Annotated in this window: 17 protein-coding genes; 4 read left to right on the forward strand and 13 right to left on the reverse strand. The window is 60.1% G+C overall.

The window, feature by feature from the left end:
• Positions 1-42: 42 nt before the first annotated feature.
• The 5 genes from RAE07_RS09340 to RAE07_RS09360 all read right to left on the reverse strand — a co-directional run bounded on the left by RAE07_RS09340 (position 43) and on the right by RAE07_RS09360 (position 4719).
• Positions 43-804, reverse strand: a complete 762-nt coding sequence (locus RAE07_RS09340; protein ID WP_308767111.1) for an ABC transporter ATP-binding protein — start codon at positions 802-804, stop codon at positions 43-45.
• The gene (locus RAE07_RS09345; protein WP_250411906.1) at positions 795-1850 is read right to left on the reverse strand and encodes a FecCD family ABC transporter permease; all 1056 of its coding nucleotides are present in this window, start codon (positions 1848-1850) and stop codon (positions 795-797) included. The genes RAE07_RS09340 and RAE07_RS09345 overlap by 10 nt, the downstream gene beginning before the upstream one ends.
• Positions 1850-3013, reverse strand: coding sequence for an ABC transporter substrate-binding protein (locus RAE07_RS09350; RefSeq protein WP_317001753.1), 1164 nt, complete (start codon positions 3011-3013; stop codon positions 1850-1852). Before RAE07_RS09350 ends, RAE07_RS09345 begins: the two co-directional genes overlap by 1 nt.
• A gap of 91 nt (positions 3014-3104) precedes the next feature.
• Complete coding sequence (locus RAE07_RS09355; protein WP_317001754.1) at positions 3105-4382, reverse strand: glutaminase; 1278 nt, start codon at positions 4380-4382, stop codon at positions 3105-3107.
• 58 nt (positions 4383-4440) lie between these two features.
• Complete coding sequence (locus RAE07_RS09360; RefSeq protein ID WP_023020880.1) at positions 4441-4719, reverse strand: DUF3618 domain-containing protein; 279 nt, start codon at positions 4717-4719, stop codon at positions 4441-4443.
• Positions 4720-4815: 96 nt separating this feature from the next.
• Between RAE07_RS09360 and bcp the strand changes: the two genes are divergently transcribed.
• Positions 4816-5283: a thioredoxin-dependent thiol peroxidase gene (bcp, locus tag RAE07_RS09365; protein ID WP_005327287.1), complete on the forward strand. Its 468-nt coding sequence runs from the start codon at positions 4816-4818 to the stop codon at positions 5281-5283.
• A 258-nt stretch (positions 5284-5541) separates the two neighbouring features.
• Positions 5542-6528: an HNH endonuclease signature motif containing protein gene (locus RAE07_RS09370; RefSeq protein WP_317001755.1), complete on the forward strand. Its 987-nt coding sequence runs from the start codon at positions 5542-5544 to the stop codon at positions 6526-6528.
• Positions 6529-6549: 21 nt separating this feature from the next.
• On the opposite strand, the gene bioD is transcribed toward RAE07_RS09370, so the two are convergent.
• Together bioD and bioA are read right to left on the reverse strand one after the other, a co-directional pair.
• Complete coding sequence (gene bioD, locus RAE07_RS09375) at positions 6550-7209, reverse strand: dethiobiotin synthase (RefSeq protein WP_317001756.1); 660 nt, start codon at positions 7207-7209, stop codon at positions 6550-6552.
• On the reverse strand, positions 7206-8477 hold the full coding sequence (gene bioA / locus RAE07_RS09380) for an adenosylmethionine--8-amino-7-oxononanoate transaminase (protein ID WP_317001757.1): 1272 nt from the start codon (positions 8475-8477) through the stop codon (positions 7206-7208). The genes bioD and bioA overlap by 4 nt, the downstream gene beginning before the upstream one ends.
• Positions 8478-8520: 43 nt before the next feature.
• Here bioA and RAE07_RS09385 point away from each other — a divergent pair, with 43 nt between their 5' ends.
• Positions 8521-9951 carry a peptide MFS transporter gene (locus tag RAE07_RS09385; RefSeq protein ID WP_317001758.1) on the forward strand — a complete coding sequence of 477 codons (1431 nt, stop codon included), beginning with the start codon at positions 8521-8523 and terminating at the stop codon, positions 9949-9951.
• Positions 9952-10082: 131 nt separating this feature from the next.
• Here RAE07_RS09385 and RAE07_RS09390 read toward each other — a convergent pair whose 3' ends face one another.
• Genes RAE07_RS09390 through pflB form a run of 5 tightly spaced genes read right to left on the reverse strand, consistent with a single transcriptional unit; the run spans position 10083 to position 15792 of the window.
• Positions 10083-11231 (reverse strand): SPFH domain-containing protein, encoded by a 1149-nt coding sequence (locus tag RAE07_RS09390; protein ID WP_200288698.1) that lies wholly within the window; start codon positions 11229-11231, stop codon positions 10083-10085.
• Positions 11232-11290: 59 nt separating this feature from the next.
• Positions 11291-12529 carry an alpha/beta fold hydrolase gene (locus RAE07_RS09395; protein WP_200288697.1) on the reverse strand — a complete coding sequence of 413 codons (1239 nt, stop codon included), beginning with the start codon at positions 12527-12529 and terminating at the stop codon, positions 11291-11293.
• A gap of 11 nt (positions 12530-12540) precedes the next feature.
• On the reverse strand, positions 12541-13410 hold the full coding sequence (gene pflA, locus RAE07_RS09400; RefSeq protein ID WP_317001759.1) for a pyruvate formate-lyase-activating protein: 870 nt from the start codon (positions 13408-13410) through the stop codon (positions 12541-12543).
• 2 nt (positions 13411-13412) lie between these two features.
• The gene (gene grcA2 / locus RAE07_RS09405; protein ID WP_005323969.1) at positions 13413-13664 is read right to left on the reverse strand and encodes an autonomous glycyl radical cofactor GrcA2; all 252 of its coding nucleotides are present in this window, start codon (positions 13662-13664) and stop codon (positions 13413-13415) included.
• A 40-nt stretch (positions 13665-13704) separates the two neighbouring features.
• A complete protein-coding gene (pflB, locus tag RAE07_RS09410; protein ID WP_023020871.1) occupies positions 13705-15792 on the reverse strand; it encodes a formate C-acetyltransferase in 2088 nt (695 codons plus the stop codon).
• Positions 15793-16106: 314 nt separating this feature from the next.
• On the opposite strand from pflB, the gene pbuX reads away from it, so the two are divergent.
• A complete protein-coding gene (gene pbuX, locus RAE07_RS09415) occupies positions 16107-18017 on the forward strand; it encodes a PbuX/PucJ/PucK family nucleobase permease (RefSeq protein ID WP_023020870.1) in 1911 nt (636 codons plus the stop codon).
• Here the strand turns inward: pbuX and RAE07_RS09420 are convergent, their stop codons facing one another.
• On the reverse strand, positions 18018-18608 hold the full coding sequence (locus RAE07_RS09420; protein ID WP_232212609.1) for a hypothetical protein: 591 nt from the start codon (positions 18606-18608) through the stop codon (positions 18018-18020).
• Positions 18609-18663: the final 55 nt, after the last annotated feature.

Genomic DNA, 18663 nt, shown 5'->3' on the forward strand with positions numbered 1-18663 from the left:
TAAAACTAATAAAAATAGGCCGGGCGATTACCCGGCCTTGTGCTATCTCACCCGCAACGGGGCAATGAGTGGAGCGCCGCCATGCTGGACGACGTCCGCCTCTACCCCATACACGCCCTCCACGAGCTCCCCCGTGAGAACGTCCGCAGGGCTACCTTGAGCACGAATATGACCCTTTTTAAGCACCACCAGCTGGTCACACATGCGCGCGGCCAGGTTGATGTCATGGATGGCCACAAGGCCCAGGCTGCCATCGCGCTGTGCTTTGGCACGGACCTCATCCAAGACAAAGATCTGGTGATGGAGGTCGAGGGCGGACGTGGGTTCGTCGAGAAGCATGAGGCCTGGATTTCCCACCAGCATCTGTGCCACCGCCACAAGCTGACGCTGGCCACCAGAGAGCTCATTGAGGTAGCGCGAAGCAATCGCATCCAGCCCCAAGGAGTGCAGTACCTCACCCGTGCGTGTAATCGGGTCTTCGCAGGACTCCCGGCGCGCGGAAATCAGCACGGCTTCAAAGGCCCGCAGCGCGGCCGTGCTCGTAAGGTCCTGCGGCACGTAGCCGATAAGCTGGCGGCGTCGCTTGCCGCGCGGGGCCGTGCCATCGACGCGGAAATCCACCTCGCCGTCACAGCCGCGGTGCACGCCGGCTAGGGACTTAATAAGCGTTGTCTTGCCAGAGGCATTCGGCCCCAAAAGGCCAACTAGCTGCCCGCCGTGGAGCTTTTCCACATCCACGGACTCCAGCACGCGATGCTTGCCATAGGCCGCACTCAGGCCGGAAATAGTCAGTTCTACGTCCACAGTGCCCTCCTTCGGGTCATGACGATAGCAATGAAGAATGGCACGCCCAGCAGCGAAGTAACGATGCCAATAGGAATAGCCAAGCCTGGTTTAATCATCAGGCTCACCGCATGCGCTGCACACATCACGGCTGCACCCGCCGCCATGGAGGCCGGCAGGAAGTAACGCTGGTCCTCGCCTACCAGCATGCGGGCGATGTGCGGGCCCACCAAGCCAATGAAGCCGATGATGCCTGCGAAGGCCACGGTCGTCGCCGCGACCAGCGAGACCACGATAAGCACCACTACGCGCAGGCGCGAGGTATTGATGCCCATGGCGGTAGCGCGGGCGTCGCCAAGCCGCAAGGCCGTCAGGCGCCAGCCCAGCACCCACAGGATAGGCAGGGCGATAATGAGCACGGCCGCCAGCACGCCATTGGCCGCCCAGTTGGCGCGAGTCAGAGAACCCATGGACCAATAGACAATCTGCTGCAGCGCCTCGGCCGAAGACCGGTATTGGATAAGCGCCAGCATGGCTTGGAAGAAGAACACCAAGCCGATGCCCAGCAGCACCATAGTTTCCGCTTTAGCGCCGCGAATAACAGCCGCAATCACGATGATCGCGGTGGCTACCGCGGCCGAAAGCCACGCCACCAACGCGAGATTGAACTGCGGCTGCGCAATCAGCTGCCATTTGAGCACGATGGAGCTGGCGCCGCCAAACGCGGCGGCCGCCGAAATGCCCAGCGTGAACGGCTCGGCTAGCGGGTTATTAAGGATGGTCTGCATCTCCGCGCCAGCCATAGACAGCGCCATGCCAATGAGCACGGCCATCACGGCCATAGGCAGGCGCAGCTGCCACAGCACCGTGCGCGTCTGGTCATCCAGCCCCGCAGGATTGACTATGCCCTTCATGACCTCGCCCGGGCTGATATCGATCGCACCCACGAAGTTGCTGATAATAAAAGCCACGGCTGCGATCAGGGTCAGGCCCGCAACAATGCCGATGCGTTGCCACGTTAATTTCTTGTGCTGCCGCGCCAGCGCGGCTACCTCTGCGCCCTCCATTAGTTGGTGCTAAAGAAGGTTCCCTCGCCGGAAACCGGCGAGTACTTTTCTTGCGCATCCATCCACTGCTTGGCGACGTCCATATCGGCATACGCCTCCGGGTCAATCCACTCCGCCACCTGCAGCAGCGCCAGGTAATTAAACGGCGAATCATAGAACTGGTGCCACATGCTGTGCAGGTTGTGTTCCTTGACTGCACGCAGCTTATCGAAGCCGGCCTGCTTGCCCGGCAGCTTGGCGACGCTGCCCTTGGCTTTCTTTTCATCAATGCCATAACCGACTGCCGCATAGCCGACTGGGTGGCCCTCATCGTCCTTCATTTCAGACCAATCGCCACCGGTGGCAATAACCATGTCCGGGTCAGATTCAAGGACCTTTTCCGGGGTGATCGTGCCGGACTCGCCCGGAATGACTTTATCGCCGATATTCTCGCCGCCGGCCGCGTTGACCAGCTGGGAGATATTGGAATCGTTCCACGAACCGCAGCAATCGGAGACACCTGCTGCTCTCCAAACGAAGGTCTTTGGTTTATCTTTTACCTTCTCTGCGCGGTCTTCAACCAGATCCACCGTCTCTTGCCAGTCCGCGTTGAATTCCTCAGCGCGCTCCTCTTGGCCGAAGATCTCGCCGAAGATGTCCATGGTCTTAGGCGTATTCTCCAGCGGGTCGCGGCGGAAGTCGGTGACCGCATACTTCAAACCAGCCTGGTCCATCTTGTCGGTCAGGCCAGCTTCGCGGGAGGCATCGTATTGATCCAGCGAGAGCACAATGAGGTCCGGGTCTAGGCTCACGAGTTTTTCCACGGTCACATCGCCCTTGGCAAAGCCGCCAATCTCTGGAACCTCGTTTACGGACGGCAGTTCCTTTTCCAGCGCCTTGTAGTAATCCGGCACGTTCTGCTTGAGATCCGTACCGATGCCAACGACCTTGTCCAGTGGATTATCGGGGTCGAGTACACCGGTGGCAAAAATCGATCGGCCCTCCCCCAAAATCACGCGATCGGGATCCTTATCCAGTTCCACGTCACGGCCGGTGATATCGGTGAAGGAGAACTCGGCATCGCCACTGGAGCCGCCAGTTACTTCCTCAGCTGCGCCACAGCCGACGAGTGCGGTTGCCGATGCCGCCACAACCGCCATCACCTTGAAGGGGGTATGAGCCATTTTTTAGTCCTTGGTTGTTGGATGCCCTCGCAGCAGCCGCGATGGGCCTTACATAGGACATCCTAACCTGACTAAGTAAGGTAACCCAAACCTAAACGGGTTCGCCGTTGATCGTGTAGTCTTCCGGCTCTCCCTTGGGCACCTCAGTTCCGTCCGCCATGGTGCGGTTTTCCAACTCTCCATCCGGATCCACAATCGCAATATCGAAGCCGGACTCGCGAATTCGGCGCAGCCCCTCTTTCAGCATGCGCCGGCCCATGCGGTTCGTACCGGTGATATGCGATAGCTCGAGCACCACCGTGCCCTCGCCAAAATCCGACTCCATCAGCTCGTACAAGATGGTCTCGGCCGCGTTGAAGTTAATCAGGCCCTGCAGATAGATGACGGTCAGCTCGGCATCCTGCTCCACCTTGCGCACTGGGTTCACGCCATAGCGCTCATCCGTAGACATTAGGTGCAGGCCCATATCCTTCGCCAACAACTTAAACGCATCCACCCCGCGCACCGAGTTGCCCTCCTTGTTCAGCCGCGGCGAGAACGTCGCCACACCCAGCTGGCCAGGCAGAGTACCCAAGAGGCCACCTGAAACACCCGACTTCGCCGGGATTCCCACCTCGGCCATCCACCGGCCGGCGCCGTCATACATGCCGGCCGAGCTCATCACTGACAGCGTCAGTCGGCACACGTCCGCATCCAAAATCTTGTCTCCCGTTACCGGCTGCACCCCACCATTGGCCAAGGTTGCCGACATCACTGCCAAGTCCCGCACCGTCACCACAATCGAGCACTGCTCGATATACGTCGAGACCGCATCGTGTGCCTCGTCCTGGATGATGTCGTAATTGCGCAGCATGTGCGCTAGCGAAAGGTTGCGTTCGCTGACATCGAGCTCGGACGAGCGCATGGCGTCGTCGATAAGCAAGTCGCGGCCTGCCAACCGGGAGAAATAGGTGCGCAGCCGCTCCACGCGCGCGGCCGGCTCCGAATCCACGCCATTAATCAACTGCGTGACCGCAATCGCGCCCGCGTTAATCATGGGGTTGACCGGCCGGTGGTCATCACGGTTGAGCGAAAGCTCATTGAAAGCCTCCCCCGAAGGCTCCATACCCACTATCTCGCGCACCGCGGAAAGGCCGAGCTCCTGCAGCGCCAGTGCGTAAACAAACGGTTTAGACAGGGATTGCAGGGTAAATTCCACCTCATCATCGCCCGCGGAATATACGTGGCCGGTGGTGGTGCACATCGCGGCGCCGAGGTACTCGGGCTCCGCCTTAGCCAACTCCGGAATATAATCCGCCACGGTGCCGTCGCGATTATCGCGCACCTTATTGAGGATTTCCTGCAAATAAAAAGGGATTGGTGTCTTCATCCCAACCCAGCCTACGAAAAAAGTCCCCGCGGTGTGCGGGGACTTCCTTAATTAGTAATTAGTGGCGCTCGGACAGCAGGCGCTGCAGCTCCTTCAAGTCGCTCTTGCGGCGGCGAGAACGGAAGATCGAGAAAGCAATTAGTCCAACCACAGCGGCGCCGACGCCGCCAAGGGCCATCTGCACGTTGCGGTCCTGCAGCTTATCGGTAGCCGCGGTCTTGGCCTCGTTGGCAAAGTTCTGCGGCTTGCTGCGCTGCGCAAGCTCGTCCAGGGTGCCGGCCAGCTGGCGGCGAGTGCGCTCGATATCGCGTTGAATGTCTTCAATATTGCGTGCCACGAAGTTCTCCTCTTAACTTAGGTTCGCTCTTAACGGGATCATTCTACCCCGCCGGTGCAAAAGCGTGCAGCCCGGCCGGTAAGTATGGTGGGAACCATGACTGAAAACCGATTGAACGTTGGAGATACCGCCCCTGCCTTTGCGCTCGCCGACGACGCCGGAAACACCGTTTCCCTCGCCGATTACGCAGGCCAACGCGTACTCGTCTATTTCTACCCCCGCGCCAATACCCCGGGCTGCACCAAGGAGGCCTGCGATTTCCGTGATTCCTTGGAGCAGCTCAATGATCTCAATATTGCCGTCGTAGGCATCTCGCCCGATAAGCCAGAGGCGCTGGCAAAATTCCGCGCGGACCATGAGCTGAACTTCCCGCTCCTGTCGGATCCGGATAAGTCCGTTATGACCGCCTACGGTGCCTTTGGCGAGAAGAAGAATTACGGCAAGGTCGTCCAGGGCGTCATCCGCTCCACCTTCTTGGTCGAGCCGGACGGCACCATCGGCCAGACGCACTACAATGTCAAGGCCACCGGCCACGTCGCCCGCGTGATGAAGGGCCTAAGCTAGCGCGGCGTCGTCCAGCGCAGTGACGAACGCATTGACCGGGCCGGTCTCCTTATCCACAGCCTGGCCGTACGGTGCAATTGCGCAACTGCGCGCGATCCGGGGGCCTTTCTAGCACGGTGGTAGCGATCTAAAGCGCGCTCGTTTCGCGCCTTTGTGCCACTTCCGCCCACCGCAGGCAGTTGACACTTAAACAAGCTATCCACAGCTGCGGCCGTCTACGACTCGGTTCTACTGCCGGTCCTGTTTAGAGTTGCGGCCATGAGCGCACTGAAGACTTATGCCTCCCACATAGCCTCGGCGATGGATATCCTCGCCGAGGCCCGCGGCATGTCTGAGCGCGCCCTCATCGAGCTGGGTCTACCAGATGTAGAAGCTCGCAACCTCCGCGCGCTTGCCGCAGTTTATTACGGCCCAACCCGCTTCAGCCGGAAGCAACGCCACGCCACCACGGCCGCTCGCCACCATGACCTCATAACGCTCAAGCTGATTGAAAAATATGTCTCCCGCGTGCGCACACAGCGCGATGCGTGGAACTTGCGGGTAGAGCTGTGCCGCCTGCGAGGCCCCGCCTCTGAAATCGCCCGCCGCGCCAAGCAACGCCTGCGCGACCTCCGCCCGCGCCGCACGCCGCCCCGCGAAGGGGTCCAGCTCCTTCGCCGCCCGAATGGCCCCTGGACCATGCGGATTACCGCCCCCTCGGCCTTCCTCGCGGAGTTTGACGCCGCGCTCGACCCCGCGCGCCCACTCGATTCCCTGCGCGATCTCCTTCGCGGCACGGGTGCGCCTTCGGCGCGCACCACAACCAACGTCATCATCCCGCTCAACGCGCTGGACCGCATCTTGGACGGCGACGGTGAAGAAGTCACCCTGCGGCTGACTAATGGCGCCACGATTACCGGCGCCGAGTTGGTCGAGCGCACCTTCACCGAGCACGGACTAGCCACCCTTATCCATCCCGTTAAAGGCCCCGTCAACCTGTATCGCACCTCGCGCTACGCCACCGAGAAACAGCGGCAGATGGCCGCGGCCGAAAACCCTACCTGCCCGTGGCCGCCGTGCAACCACCCTGCGGACAAGGCCCAGATCCATCACCTGAAGGCTTGGAAGCACGGAGGACTGACCAATATGGACAACCTCACGGTGTGCTGCCCGTATCACAACGGGGTCAACCAAGATGATCCGAATGCCCCGCCGCTGCGTGGGCACCTTGCCCGAGTCAATGGCAAGGTTCGTTGGGTCCGCTAGCGCTGCCTCTGCGAGGTAGCGCTACTCGGCGTGCTCGACAAAGTCCGCGTAGACTTCCGCGGCTACCCGAGCGAATTCGGCCGGTGCCATGCGCGCCATGCCCTCCGGCAGGCTGCCCCAAAACGTACAGCCTGTCACCTCCGGCATCTCCTCCAGGTTCAGGCGCGTAGCCAAGTCCGGATCGGCCGGCAGCGAGCCGCCAACTAGCCCGAGCACCTCAATTCCACGGCGTTGTGCCTCGCGCACGGTCAGCTCGGCCGCGTTGAGGCTTCCTAGGTTAAGGGAGGTGACGATGAGGAGCTTATCGGCGACGTCGGCAAGCGTATAGGCGTCCGTTAAACGCACGAGGAGCCCGCCGGCGCCTTCCACGAGCACCACACGGCCGGGTGCGTCAAGGGCGGCAATCCACTCTTTAAGTTCCTGCAGGCCGGGTTGGGGCATGCCGGCCCGGCGCGCAGAAAGATTCGGCGCCAGTGGCTCCGGAAAGCGCACCATCTCTGCTACCTCCACCCCCGCCAGCTTGCCGACGGTCGCCGCATCCCCCTTGCCTTCCGGCTCTCCCGTCTGCAGCGGTTTGGCGTAGATGACCTCGCGGCCGCGTTGCTTGAACGCGCTGGCGAGCGCGGCCGTGGCCACAGTCTTACCGACGTCAGTATTCGTCCCCGTCACGTAAATTATCACTGTCGTCCTCCTGCCACCGCAGCGCGCACGCCGCGGCACATTTGCGCTATTTCATCTGCGGTGCTGATAAACGGCGGCATGATATAAATCAACCGGCCGAACGGACGTAACCACACACCTTGGGCTACGGCTGCGGCCGTCGCTGCGGACATATTTACATCGCATTCCATTTCCACCACACCTATGGCGCCAAGTACGCGCACGTCGGCTACCCCAGGTTCCTCGGACAGGCCCTCAAACCCTCGTTGCAGCTGCTTTTCGATGCCGGCTACCTGCTCGCGCCAATTGCCCTCCAAAATGAGCGCAGTTGCCTCGGCCGAAACGGCACAAGCGAGTGGATTAGCCATAAATGTTGGTCCGTGCATTAGCGCGCGCGGACGCATCCCCACGGCCACCTTCGCGGTGGCGAGCGTGGCAGCCATGGTCATAAAACCGCCGGTCATCGCCTTGCCAACGCACATGATATCTGGCACAACGCCAGCGGCTTGGGTGGCAAAAAGTTCGCCGGTTCGCCCGAACCCGGTGGCGATTTCGTCCGCGATGAGCACGATACCGTGGCGGTCGCAGATTTCTCGGGCCCCGCGGACCAGCTCGTGGTCGTGAAAGCGCATGCCACCCGCGCCTTGGACTACAGGTTCAATAATTAGCCCCGCAACTTCTTCCGTGATGCACGCTTCCAGCTCGCGCAGATAGTTCGCGCGCTCGGCCGGGCTAGCCCCGCGAGTAGGCGGCGCCGGGGCAAAAATCTGCTGCGCTAAGGTACCGGTCCACATCGAGTGCATGCCGCCTTCGGGATCGCACACGCTCATCGCCGCGAAGGTATCGCCATGATACCCCGACCTCCACGTCAACATCTTGGAGCGCTCTGGGTGCCCTGCGCCACGGGCATACTGCAGTGCCATTTTGATGGCTACTTCGACCGATACAGATCCGGAATCGGAATAAAAGACCTGCTCAAAATCACCACGCGTTAATTCCATGAGGTTACGAGTAAGCCGCGTAGCCGGTTCGTGGGTGAGTCCGCCGAACATGACGTGGCTCATCCTCTCGATTTGTTCGTTCGCTGCCGCCTTGAGCCGTGGGTGACTGTGGCCGTGGGCGGCAGCCCACCAGGAAGACATGGCGTCGATAAGCGTGGTGCCATCCGCGAGTGTTAAATAAACGCCGGCGGCCGAGTCCACCACAAGCGTGGGCTCGCCTGGCTCGGCGTAGGGATGCCAAATGTGGCGTGCGTCGAGAGCGGCAATGTCCTCCGCTGAAATATCCATGATTTTAGGTTTATCACAGACTTTCGGCCGTTATAGTGCTTTTATGACAATTATTAAACATCGTTCAATTCGGCGTTTACCGGTGGCTTTGCCGGCTATCGCCGGAATTGAAATGTGGGAGCGCTTTAGCTTCTACGGCATGCAGGCCATCCTCGCCTACTACCTCTATTCCACCTCCGGCGGACTCGGCATGGACCAGGCGCAGGCCACGGCGCTCGTCGGAGCGTACGGCAGTCTGCTCTACCTGTGCACGTTCGTTGGCGGGTGGGTCAGCGACCGGCTCCTGGGCGCCGAACGCACGTTGCTTGCCGGCGCGGGTCTGCTCATGTGCGGGCACCTTTCGCTGTCCTTGGTGCCTGGTATGGCGGGCCTCGTGGCCGGACTGTTGCCGCTTGCGCTGGGTTCAGGGCTGCTTAAAACGGCGGCAATTACCATTCTGGGCGCGGCTTTTCCTCCCACGGCCGGCGCACGGGATGGAGCTTTTCAAATCTTTTACCTGGGGATAAATATCGGCGCCTTACTCGGACCGATGCTCACGGGCTGGCTGGCACAAAAGTACGGCTACCATGCCGGTTTCCTCGCAGCCGCAGGCCTCATGTGCTGCGGGTGTGTTTTCTACGGGTTATTGCGCCAGCGGGTAGTCACGGAGTTCGATAACCGGCCTCCCAACCCTACTGCCGCACCAAGCAAGGCCGCGGCGGTAGCTGTGGTGGCTGTAGTGGGCAGCGTCGCGGTCGCGGTGATGGTTCCACCAGACAAGCTCGCCATGCTTTTGCTCTTTGCGACGATCGCGGCCGCCCTCACCCTCTTCGCCAGCATGCTGCGATCCCCGCGGGTCAGCGTGCCGGAGCGGAAGCAGGTTCTGGCGTATATCCCGCTCTTTTTCTGCTCGACGGCCTACTGGACTCTCCAGCCGCAGATTTACGGGGTGCTAGCCGTGTACTCGGATCAACGTGTAGACCGCATGGTCGGCGGGTTTGAGATTCCGGCGGCATGGACGCAATCACTCAATCCACTGTTCATCCTGGCATTGTCCCTACCGCTGGCGGCGAGCATGTCACGGTGGGCATGCTCGCGGCGTGTGCTGATGGCCGTAGGCATCATGGTGGCAGGTTCCGGAATGTTTGTGCTGTTGCCGTTCGTCGGGGGCGGAGAAAATTCAACGCCATTTGTGGTGTTAGCCGTGACCATCTTGTTGATGTCGCTCGGCGAGCTATTTATCGGGCCGGTGGGTATGGCGGCATCGGCCGCGCACGCGCCGCGAGCGTACGCGACGCGCTTTTCCGCGCTGTATTTCCTCACCATGGCCATTGGAACCTCGCTAGCGGGAACGCTGTCGACGCTGTATGACCCTTCCTCGGCGGGTGCGGAGCGGACCTACCTACTTGTTGTCGGAATTGTCCCCGTCGCGCTGGGACTCATGCTCTTGGTCGGCAGAAAGGGCGTCGTGAACGAGGCTTCGGGCAGCGTTTAAGGCATCGACTTGTGAGGCAGCCCTGGTCTCGGCGGGGAAAATCTGACACTCGTGGTCGGGTACAACTTCTGCGCGGCGGGTAATACCGCGCTGGGCGGTATAGGCGTCAAAGAGGTTATCGATGCTCAGGGCTAGTCCTCGTTTTTGAGTTGGTCGCGCAGCTGCTGGAAGTACTCGCGGGCAGCCTGGGGCTGCGCGGTGGAGTGCTGGCCCTGCTGCGCCTGTTGCTCACCGCGATTTTGCTCGGAGCGCTCCTGCTCAGCACGCTGGGAGGCAGCGATGGCTTCGCGCTTGGCACGCTCTGCCTGACGCTTGGACTCGCGCTCGATTTCCTCGGCGCGGGATGGCTTGTGCGGCTGCGGGCGGCGGTGCTGAGGCGCCCCCTCGGCGGAGTCGAGGGCGCGGTTGGCCATGAGCACGTCGCGCATGCCGCTGAAGAGGTCACCCATGCCCTGCGGGTTGGAGGGCATGTACAGCACAGAGGCCTGGCCGTTGTGGGAGACATCGACCATCGCGTCAAGGTATTGAGAGACCAGCATGAGCGCCTCGGGGGATTCTTCCACGCCGGCGTCGCGAAGCATTTCGTATTGCTGGGCAATGCCCTCGACGATTTCCTTGCGCTGGTCCGCAACGCCGCGTCCCTGCAGCTTCTTTGCTTCGGCGGCACCCTCGGCCTCTTTGACCACGCGGATCTTCTCGGCCTCTGCTTGGGCGACGGCCGCTTCGCGCTCACGCTGCGCCGCGTTAATGGAGTTCATGGACTCGCGTACGCGGGAATCGGGGCGGATATCGGTAACCAGGGTGTTGACAAAGTTCCAGCCGTACTCGGCCATATTATCGCGCAGGGAAGCCGCAACATTGCGAGCAATGGTGTCCTTGGAGGAGAAGGAATCATCCAAGTCCATATTCGCCACGGAGGAACGAACATTATCCTGCACGTAGGCCACAATCTGCTGTTCGTGGTTGGAGAGCATGTAATATGCCTCGCGCTCTCGGCCTTCAACTACCTCGTATTGCACGGCCACAGGGATCTGGACGAAGACATTGTCCTTGGTCTTGGTCTCCACCATCACATCCAGCTGGCGCACCTGCAGCGAAATTTTATCGCGTACGCGGTCTACCCACGGCATCTTGAAGTGCAGGCCAGCATGCGCCACCTTTTGGAATTTACCCAAGCGCTCCAAGATGGCAGCTTCGCGAGTGCGAACGATGAAATAGCCATCAAAGAGGGTTCCCAAGATAAGCAACAGGATGAGGACTATAACTATGGTGGCGATCAAAATATCTCCCTAAATGTCGTGACAATCACCAATATTTTCGCATAGGAAATAGCGAAACGCTAGTGATCGTCGATAAGCGCAAAAAGCCTGCCCAGGATGGTCGCACCGTCTTCGCGAATGCCGTTGTGCTGGAACTCGTTGCTAATCCACGGCCGCAGGTCCCCCAGGTGGGCGGCGGTAGCCAAGGATTCTTCGAGCGGAACGAAAATATCATCGACATATATGGCCGCGGCCGTGGTCGGCACCTCACCGAGCGCATAGGGCGGGGAGAATTCGTGGCGGGCGAGGCCGTGGGCGGCGTCGGCAAACGCGTGCAGAGCAGGGTCCTCGTCGAACTGCCAGGGAAAGATATGCTCGCCAGTCAACCACGTGCCGGACTCCGCAAACTCCGGGAATTCCTCGCGCACACGATGCGCCGCCCAATGAGTAACGGCCTGCCCACCGGCGCCGCCATAGATTGACTCATGGATAGCGGCATACAGCGGGCCGTCTGCAAAGCTCACGCGCTGGCCGACGTCCACCAAGAAATCGCCGCGCAGCCGCTTCTCCCCTGCCACGGTGCGGAAAGGCTCTTCCAGCAGATAAGCCAGCGAATCAAAACCGGTGCCGCGGCCGAGCTCAATACCGATGGTGCGAAACCGCAGCGAGGACAGACGCTCTCCGGTGGGAAGGCGCTCATCCGAATTGTCCAAGTGGGAGATGATCTCCTCAATGCTGTCCTGGGCCCACGGGAATTCGCGGTAGAAACGCTGCTGGCGAGCCTTGAGCTTGCTAAAAGTGGCGCGGTATAGATCGTCTGCACCCTTCAGCGTGGGGATGCCACCGGTGAAAAATGCATGCTCGACGTGTTCGGGGGCCTGGGACAGGTAGGCGGTAATGCAAAAGCCGCCGAAGGATTGGCCGAATAGCGACCACTTCTCCAGGCCGAGGTGTTCGCGCAAACGTTCGGCGTCGCGGACGATATTATCTTGGCGCAGCAACGCCAAGTGCGCTGCGGTGCGCTCCGCGGCCGGGCTCAGTGCATCGATGCGGTGCGATCGGCCGGTGCCGCGCTGGTCCATGAGGATCACGCGGTACCGCTCCAGTGCCTTGCCAATAAGCCCCGTGGGTGTCAGCGGCCGGGGTGCTGGGAAACCAGGCCCGCCCTGGAGGTAAAGCAACGCGGGCAGGCCCTCTCCGCCGGGCGGGATGATTTCGCGGGCATAAAGCCCAAAAGTCCCGTGGGGATTGGAATAATCCCACGGGACTTCTAGGTGGTGCTCTTTAATTGTGTGGCCAAAGCGGCGGTAGTCGGTCATGCCCTCCCAGGCTAGTAGACTTCCAAGCCCTTCGAGCGGAAGACGTCGCGGATTTTCTCCACGTCCTCCGGCTTTGGTGGCTTCGTGTCTGCCAACTGGTAGGTCATATCTAGACCTTCCCACTTGTCTTTGCCCATATTGTGGAAGGGCAAGACCTCGACGCGTTCGACGTTAGATTTCCAACGCGCCACGATATTGGCCACATTTTCCACGTTCTCTGGCGAGTCCGTGAGGTCAGGCACCGCTACGAAGCGGATCCATACCGGCTTACCTATCTTGTTCAACCTGTCGCCGAAATCCAGTGTTGGCTGGAGCTGGCGTTGGGTGACCTTGCGGTAAGTCTCCTCGTCGCCCGACTTGACGTCGAGAAGCACGAGGTCGATATTGTCTAGGTCCTCGTCCCGCAAGCGCGAGCCCAAGTACCCAGCCGTATCGATGGTGGTGTGAATACCCGCATCGTGGACTTCCTTAAGCACGCTGCGCGTGAAGGAAATCTGGAAGAGGGGTTCGCCACCGGAGATGGTCAGACCGCCACCGGAAGCTTGGAAGATGGGCTTATAACGCTTGATGCGCTTGACCACATCCTCGACCCGCTCCAGTGTGCCGGTCTTCATCTCCCAGGTGTCTGGATTATGGCAGTACTGGCAGCGCAGTGGGCATCCGGACATGAACATCGTCATGCGGGTTCCCGGGCCATCGACGGCGGTCACGAGCTCCCAAGAGTGCACGAGGGCGATATCGCCGGTACGGCGCGCCTCCATGAGCTCCGGGCGGGTAATGTCATCGAGTTGTGCATTATCTCCCAGGCCCGCAGCTACGCCGCGGACACGCTCTCCTTCTTCCGGAGAGAGGGTGACAACACCAGTAACGCCATCAGCCATGATTAAGAACCCTGGTGGAAGGTGCGGGAGATAACGTCGAGCTGCTGCTCCTTGGTCAGCTTGACAAAGTTGACAGCGTAGCCAGAGACGCGAACGGTGAGGTTCGGGTACTTCTCTGGGTGCTCAACGGCGTCCTCGAGGGTGGACTTGTCCAGCACGTTGATGTTGGCGTGGTACAGACCAGAGTTCATCTGGTGTGCATCGCGGTTTGCCTTCATTGCTGACATACGGTCTTCGAAAGTTGGGGTTGCCATGATTTTCTCCTTTTCGAGATGGTTGAGGGTTGAGTGGTTTTTACTTCTCCATGATGAAGCCGGCATCCAGAACGCCCACCAGGTTAGTGATGCGCTCTTCTGGGGTGCGGCCCAATCCGGAAGGAGTAATGGTGTTGGTCAGCGAGATGCCGTCCAAGGCGTCCTTGTAATCCAGCTTGCCAACGGACAGCATGGAAGCAACCATGCCGTGGCTGTCGGCACCGTTTTCAGGGTTAGCGCCTGGGGAGAACGGCGTGCCGGCCTTGTGGCCCGACGGGAAGGCGCCTGTTGCCTTGCCGTAGACCACGTTCGAGGTAATGGTCAGCACGGACTGAGTTGGGATGGCATTGCGGTACATCGGGATGGCCTTAATCTTTTCCATCACGGTGTGGACAATGGTTGCGGCGATGTCATCGGCGCGGTCATCGTCGTTGCCATAGAACGGGAACTCGCCCTCGGTGACGTAGTCCGTAATCAGGCCGGTCTCGTCACGGACCGGGGTGACCTTGGCGTACTTGATAGCAGCCAGGGAGTCGGCGACGATGGACAGACCGGCGATGCCGCAGCCCATGGAGCGTACGATATTGGAATCGTGCAGCGCCATCTCGACTGCCTCGTAGGCGTACTTGTCGTGAGAGTAGTGGATGATGTTGAGGGCCTCAACATAGGTGCCAACAACCCAGTCCAGCATCTCTTCGTACTTCTGCCAAACTTCATCGAAGTCCAGCGGGCCATCGCCCTTGATGGGCTCGTAGCCTTCTACGACCTGCTTGCCGGTTACCTCATCGCGGCCACCGTTGATGGCGTAAAGCAGAGCCTTAGCGGCGTTCACACGAGCGCCGAAGAACTGCATCTGCTTGCCCACTTCCATCGGGGAAACACAGCAGGCAATTGCGGCGTCGTCGCCCCACTGCTCACGAATCTGGCGGTCAGACTCGTACTGGATGGAGGAGGTCTCAATCGAGATGTGGGCACAGAATTCCTTGTAGCCCTCTGGCAGCTTTGGATCCCAGAAAATGGTGATATTTGGCTCTGGTGAGGGGCCAAGGTTTACCAGGGTCTGCAGCAGACGGAAGGAGGTCTTGGTGACCATGTGGCGGCCGTCGTTGCCGAAGCCAGCATCAGACCAGGTTGCCCAGTACGGGTCGCCGGAGAAGATCTGGTCATAATCGATGGTGCGCAGGAAGCGGACGATGCGCAGCTTGAGAACCAGGGAGTCGATGATTTCCTGGGCGTCTTCCTCGGTGATGATGCCAGCGGCGAGGTCGCGCTCGAAGTAGCAATCGAAGAAGGCGGACAGGCGGCCGATGGACATTGCGGCGCCATCCTGGGACTTAATGGATGCCAGGTAGCCGAAGTAGGTCCACTGTACTGCCTCGTGAGCGGTCTTAGCCGGCTTGGAGATGTCGAAGCCGTAGGACTCAGCCATCTTCTTGAGCTTCTTCAGGGCCTTGATCTGCTCGGAGTGTTCCTCACGGAAGCGTGCCCAGTGCTCAGAGAAGCCAGCGTCTGCGACGGAATCGCGGGAAGCCTGCTTTTCCTCGATCAGGTAGTCCACACCGTAGAGAGCCACGCGGCGGTAGTCACCGATGATGCGGCCACGGCCATAAGCATCCGGCAGACCGGTGATGATGTGTGATGAACGAGCAGCGCGGATGCGCGGGGTGTAGATATCGAAGACCGCATCGTTGTGGGTCTTGCGGTAGCGGGTGAAGATCTTCTCCACCTCAGGGTCGACTTCCTTGCCTGCTTCGGCGATGGCCTGCTTGACCATGCGCCAGCCACCGAACGGCATCATGGCGCGCTTCAGCGGGGTATCGGTCTGCAGACCGACGATGACGTCATCGTCGTCTGAGATGTAGCCGGCCGGGAAAGCGTCAATGTCGGTCGGGGTGTGGGTGTCAACATCGTAGACACGCTTTTCGCGCTCGACGGACAGGTAGTTCTTCTCCAGGGTCTCCCAGACGCGCTTGGTCTTTTCGGTCGGGCCCGCCAGGAAGCTGGAATCGCCGTCGTACGGCGTGTAGTTACGCTGAATGAAGTCGCGGACGTTGATGCCCTCGGTCCATGGACCGGACTCAAATCCCTTCCACGCTTCAAACTGTTGAGGCTGCGTTGCGGTAGTCATAATTCCCTTCTTTCGGGCGAATTTCTATCAGGGGTAAATGCCGCTTTTTCGAGCCACAGCACCAAGCCCCTCTGGCCTCAATTGTTGACTACATCAGCGGTAATAACAAGTTCAGCAGACGTTGGAAAGGCTAAATATAAACCGGTCGTGTTGTTTCGCTGGTTAGTGATTTCATGCAGAACGCACGTACGTCTTAGATCGGGGGTGGACTAGCCCCGAACGTGTTCCTCATCACCCCGATTTTTTGGTCGCTACCTGCACGAACCTCTACTGTTAAACCCGTTCAGCTTCGCTTCCGCACAAAGGAGGACTTCGTGGCTTCCCAGCCCAAGCATCCAGTAGATACCGTCCCACCCGCCCCCAAACTAGCCGCCTTGGGTGTGCAGCACGTACTGGCCTTTTATGCCGGGGCGGTTATCGTTCCACTGCTCATCGCCGGCTCGCTTAACCTGGATGCGGAAACCACCATCCACCTCATCAATGCGGACCTTTTGACCTGTGGCATAGCAACGATCATTCAGTCTATGGGCGTCGGCAAGCGCATTGGCGTGCGCCTGCCCATCGTGCAGGGCGTAACCACAACGGCCGTCTCCCCGATCATCGCCATCGGCCTGGGCGCAACCGACGGCGAAGGCGGGGTGGCCTCGCTGCCGACCATTTATGGCGCCATCATCGTCGCCGGCCTGTTTACTTTCTTCGCGGCGCCGGTCTTTGGCAAAGTGCTGCGTTTCTTCCCGCCGGTGGTCACCGGTTCGGTCCTGCTGGTGATGGGCACTTCACTATTGGGGGTTTCGGCCAATGACTTTGTCAATTACGCCGAGGGAGTTCCAGCCACCCGTGACCTGCTCTACGGTTTTGGCACGCTCGCGGTCATCATTTTGGTGCAGCGTTTTTCCTCTGGCTTCCTAGGCACCCTGGCCGTGCTCATCGGCCTAGTCTTGGGTACGGGCGTAGCGCTCGTGCTAGGCGACGCCTCCTTTAGCGAAGTCTCCTCCGCCCCCGCCCTCGGTATCACCACCCCGTTCTACTTCGGCATGCCAAAGTTCGACGTGGTGGCTATTTTCTCGCTCATCATTGTCATGATCATCACCATGGTGGAGACCACTGGCGATGTCTTTGCCACCGGCGAGATTGTAAAAAAGCGCATCCGTCGCGATGATGTCGTGCGCGCCATCCGCGCCGATGGCCTTTCCACCCTGGTGGGCGGCGTAATGAACTCCTTCCCGTATACCTGCTTTGCACAAAACGTCGGTCTGGTCCGCCTGACCAGCGTGAAATCGCGCTGGGTGGCCGTGGCTGCCGCCGGATTCATGATGGTATTGGGCATTTTGCCCAAGGCCGGTGCGGTCGTGGCCGCCATCCCGTCCCCTGTGCTTGGCGGCGCCTCCCTGGCGCTTTTCGCCAACGTAGCGTGGGTGGGCCTACAGACCATCGCCAAGGCCGATCTTTCCGATGGCCGCAACTCCGTCATCGTCACTTCCGCGCTCGGCCTGGCCATGCTGGTGACCTTCAAGCCGGATATCGCCTCCGCCTTCCCGGAGTGGGCGCAAACCTTCGTCTCCTCCGGCATGTCCATCGGCGCCATTACGGCCATCGTGCTTAACCTGCTGTTCTTCCACACCGGGGGTAAGCAGGGCACGCAGGTGTCTCGGGCCGTCGGCAAGAGCGTAAGCCTACAGCAGCTCAACAATGCCTCCCGCGAGGAATTCGTCTCCGCGCTGCGCCCGCTATTCAATAACGAGACGTGGCCGCTCGAACTGGCGTGGGAGTCGCGGCCTTTCAGCGATATCAATGAGCTGCGCGCCGCCATTCAGGTAGCCGTGCTAACCGCGGATGATTCCCGCCGTGCTGCCCTCATCCACGATTACCCGGCCATGGATGAGCTGCTGCTTGCCGACGCCGACGAAGCCGCCACCATCTCCGCCGACCGCGGCTCCTTGGGACTAACCGACTTGGATGATGTGCAGACCGAGCGCATTACCGAGCTTTCCGCCGCCTACCGCGAGCGCTTCGATATGCCCTTTGTGGCTTATCTAGATACCAATGACACCGTTGACCGCGTCATTGACGCCGGCGTACGCAGGCTGGCCAACTCCCCGGAGCAGGAGTACCGCACCGCGATGGGTGAGATCGTAGAGATTGCCAACGACCGCTTCGATATCTTGCTGGCCGATGCCAACCCGGTCCGTTCTTCCTGGGACCGCAAGTTCACCGAGGTGGACTAGCTACCGGAAGGAAAAATCTACCTCAGCCTCCGGGTCCACGCCGGAAATAATGCCGGTGTAGAACTGCTTGGCCTGGCTTTGGAGGACATCGCGATTATCCGCGATGTCCTTTTTCTTTTTGTCCTCATCCAGAATCTTGGTGATGGTTTCCGCTTTATCGATATCCGGGGTAATCCAGCTCAGCGCGCCATTATCTTCCACCGCGGTTTCGAAGTTCTCATCCGAGTGGCCAATGAAAATGAACTCTGGGATCTGCACGCGGAAGTGGTGCGGGGATTCCTCTTCTACGTGCACCTGGGATCCTTCAATGCCGAGCTTCGCGCGGTAGGAGTACTTGATGTATTGGGTACGCTCACTGCCTGGGACCTGCCAATTCCACAGCGTGCTGGTAGCGGACTCCTCCGATATTCCCTCAATCCCCAAGGAGACGAGCACCACCTGTTCCTCGCGCTCCACGGCCTTGATGACCTTGGTATTGCTCGATTCGGTCTCCACGTCCACCGGTTCCCGGACTTGCCACACCACCACCGCAGCTACCGCCAGGGCGGCGATGAGAATGACAACGATAAGGGTGGAAAACAGCTTTTTCATAATGCCCATCTTAGGGTGAAATACGGACGGTGATATGCGAAAACGCCGCCGACCA

It is taken from the genome of Corynebacterium nasorum (assembly GCF_032821635.1).
Classification (GTDB): Bacteria; Actinomycetota; Actinomycetes; order Mycobacteriales; family Mycobacteriaceae; genus Corynebacterium; species Corynebacterium kefirresidentii.

Coding starts and splice junctions, on each gene's coding strand:
- RAE07_RS09345 (WP_250411906.1), bottom strand. CDS start 1,850: ATGGAGGGCGCAGAGGTAGCCGCGCTGGCGCGGCAGCACAAGAAATTA.
- RAE07_RS09350 (WP_317001753.1), bottom strand. CDS start 3,013: ATGGCTCATACCCCCTTCAAGGTGATGGCGGTTGTGGCGGCATCGGCA.
- RAE07_RS09355 (WP_317001754.1), bottom strand. CDS start 4,382: ATGAAGACACCAATCCCTTTTTATTTGCAGGAAATCCTCAATAAGGTG.
- bcp (WP_005327287.1), top strand. CDS start 4,816: ATGACTGAAAACCGATTGAACGTTGGAGATACCGCCCCTGCCTTTGCG.
- RAE07_RS09370 (WP_317001755.1), top strand. CDS start 5,542: ATGAGCGCACTGAAGACTTATGCCTCCCACATAGCCTCGGCGATGGAT.
- bioA (WP_317001757.1), bottom strand. CDS start 8,477: ATGGATATTTCAGCGGAGGACATTGCCGCTCTCGACGCACGCCACATT.
- RAE07_RS09385 (WP_317001758.1), top strand. CDS start 8,521: ATGACAATTATTAAACATCGTTCAATTCGGCGTTTACCGGTGGCTTTG.
- RAE07_RS09395 (WP_200288697.1), bottom strand. CDS start 12,529: ATGACCGACTACCGCCGCTTTGGCCACACAATTAAAGAGCACCACCTA.
- pflA (WP_317001759.1), bottom strand. CDS start 13,410: ATGGCTGATGGCGTTACTGGTGTTGTCACCCTCTCTCCGGAAGAAGGA.
- grcA2 (WP_005323969.1), bottom strand. CDS start 13,664: ATGGCAACCCCAACTTTCGAAGACCGTATGTCAGCAATGAAGGCAAAC.
- pflB (WP_023020871.1), bottom strand. CDS start 15,792: ATGACTACCGCAACGCAGCCTCAACAGTTTGAAGCGTGGAAGGGATTT.
- RAE07_RS09420 (WP_232212609.1), bottom strand. CDS start 18,608: ATGAAAAAGCTGTTTTCCACCCTTATCGTTGTCATTCTCATCGCCGCC.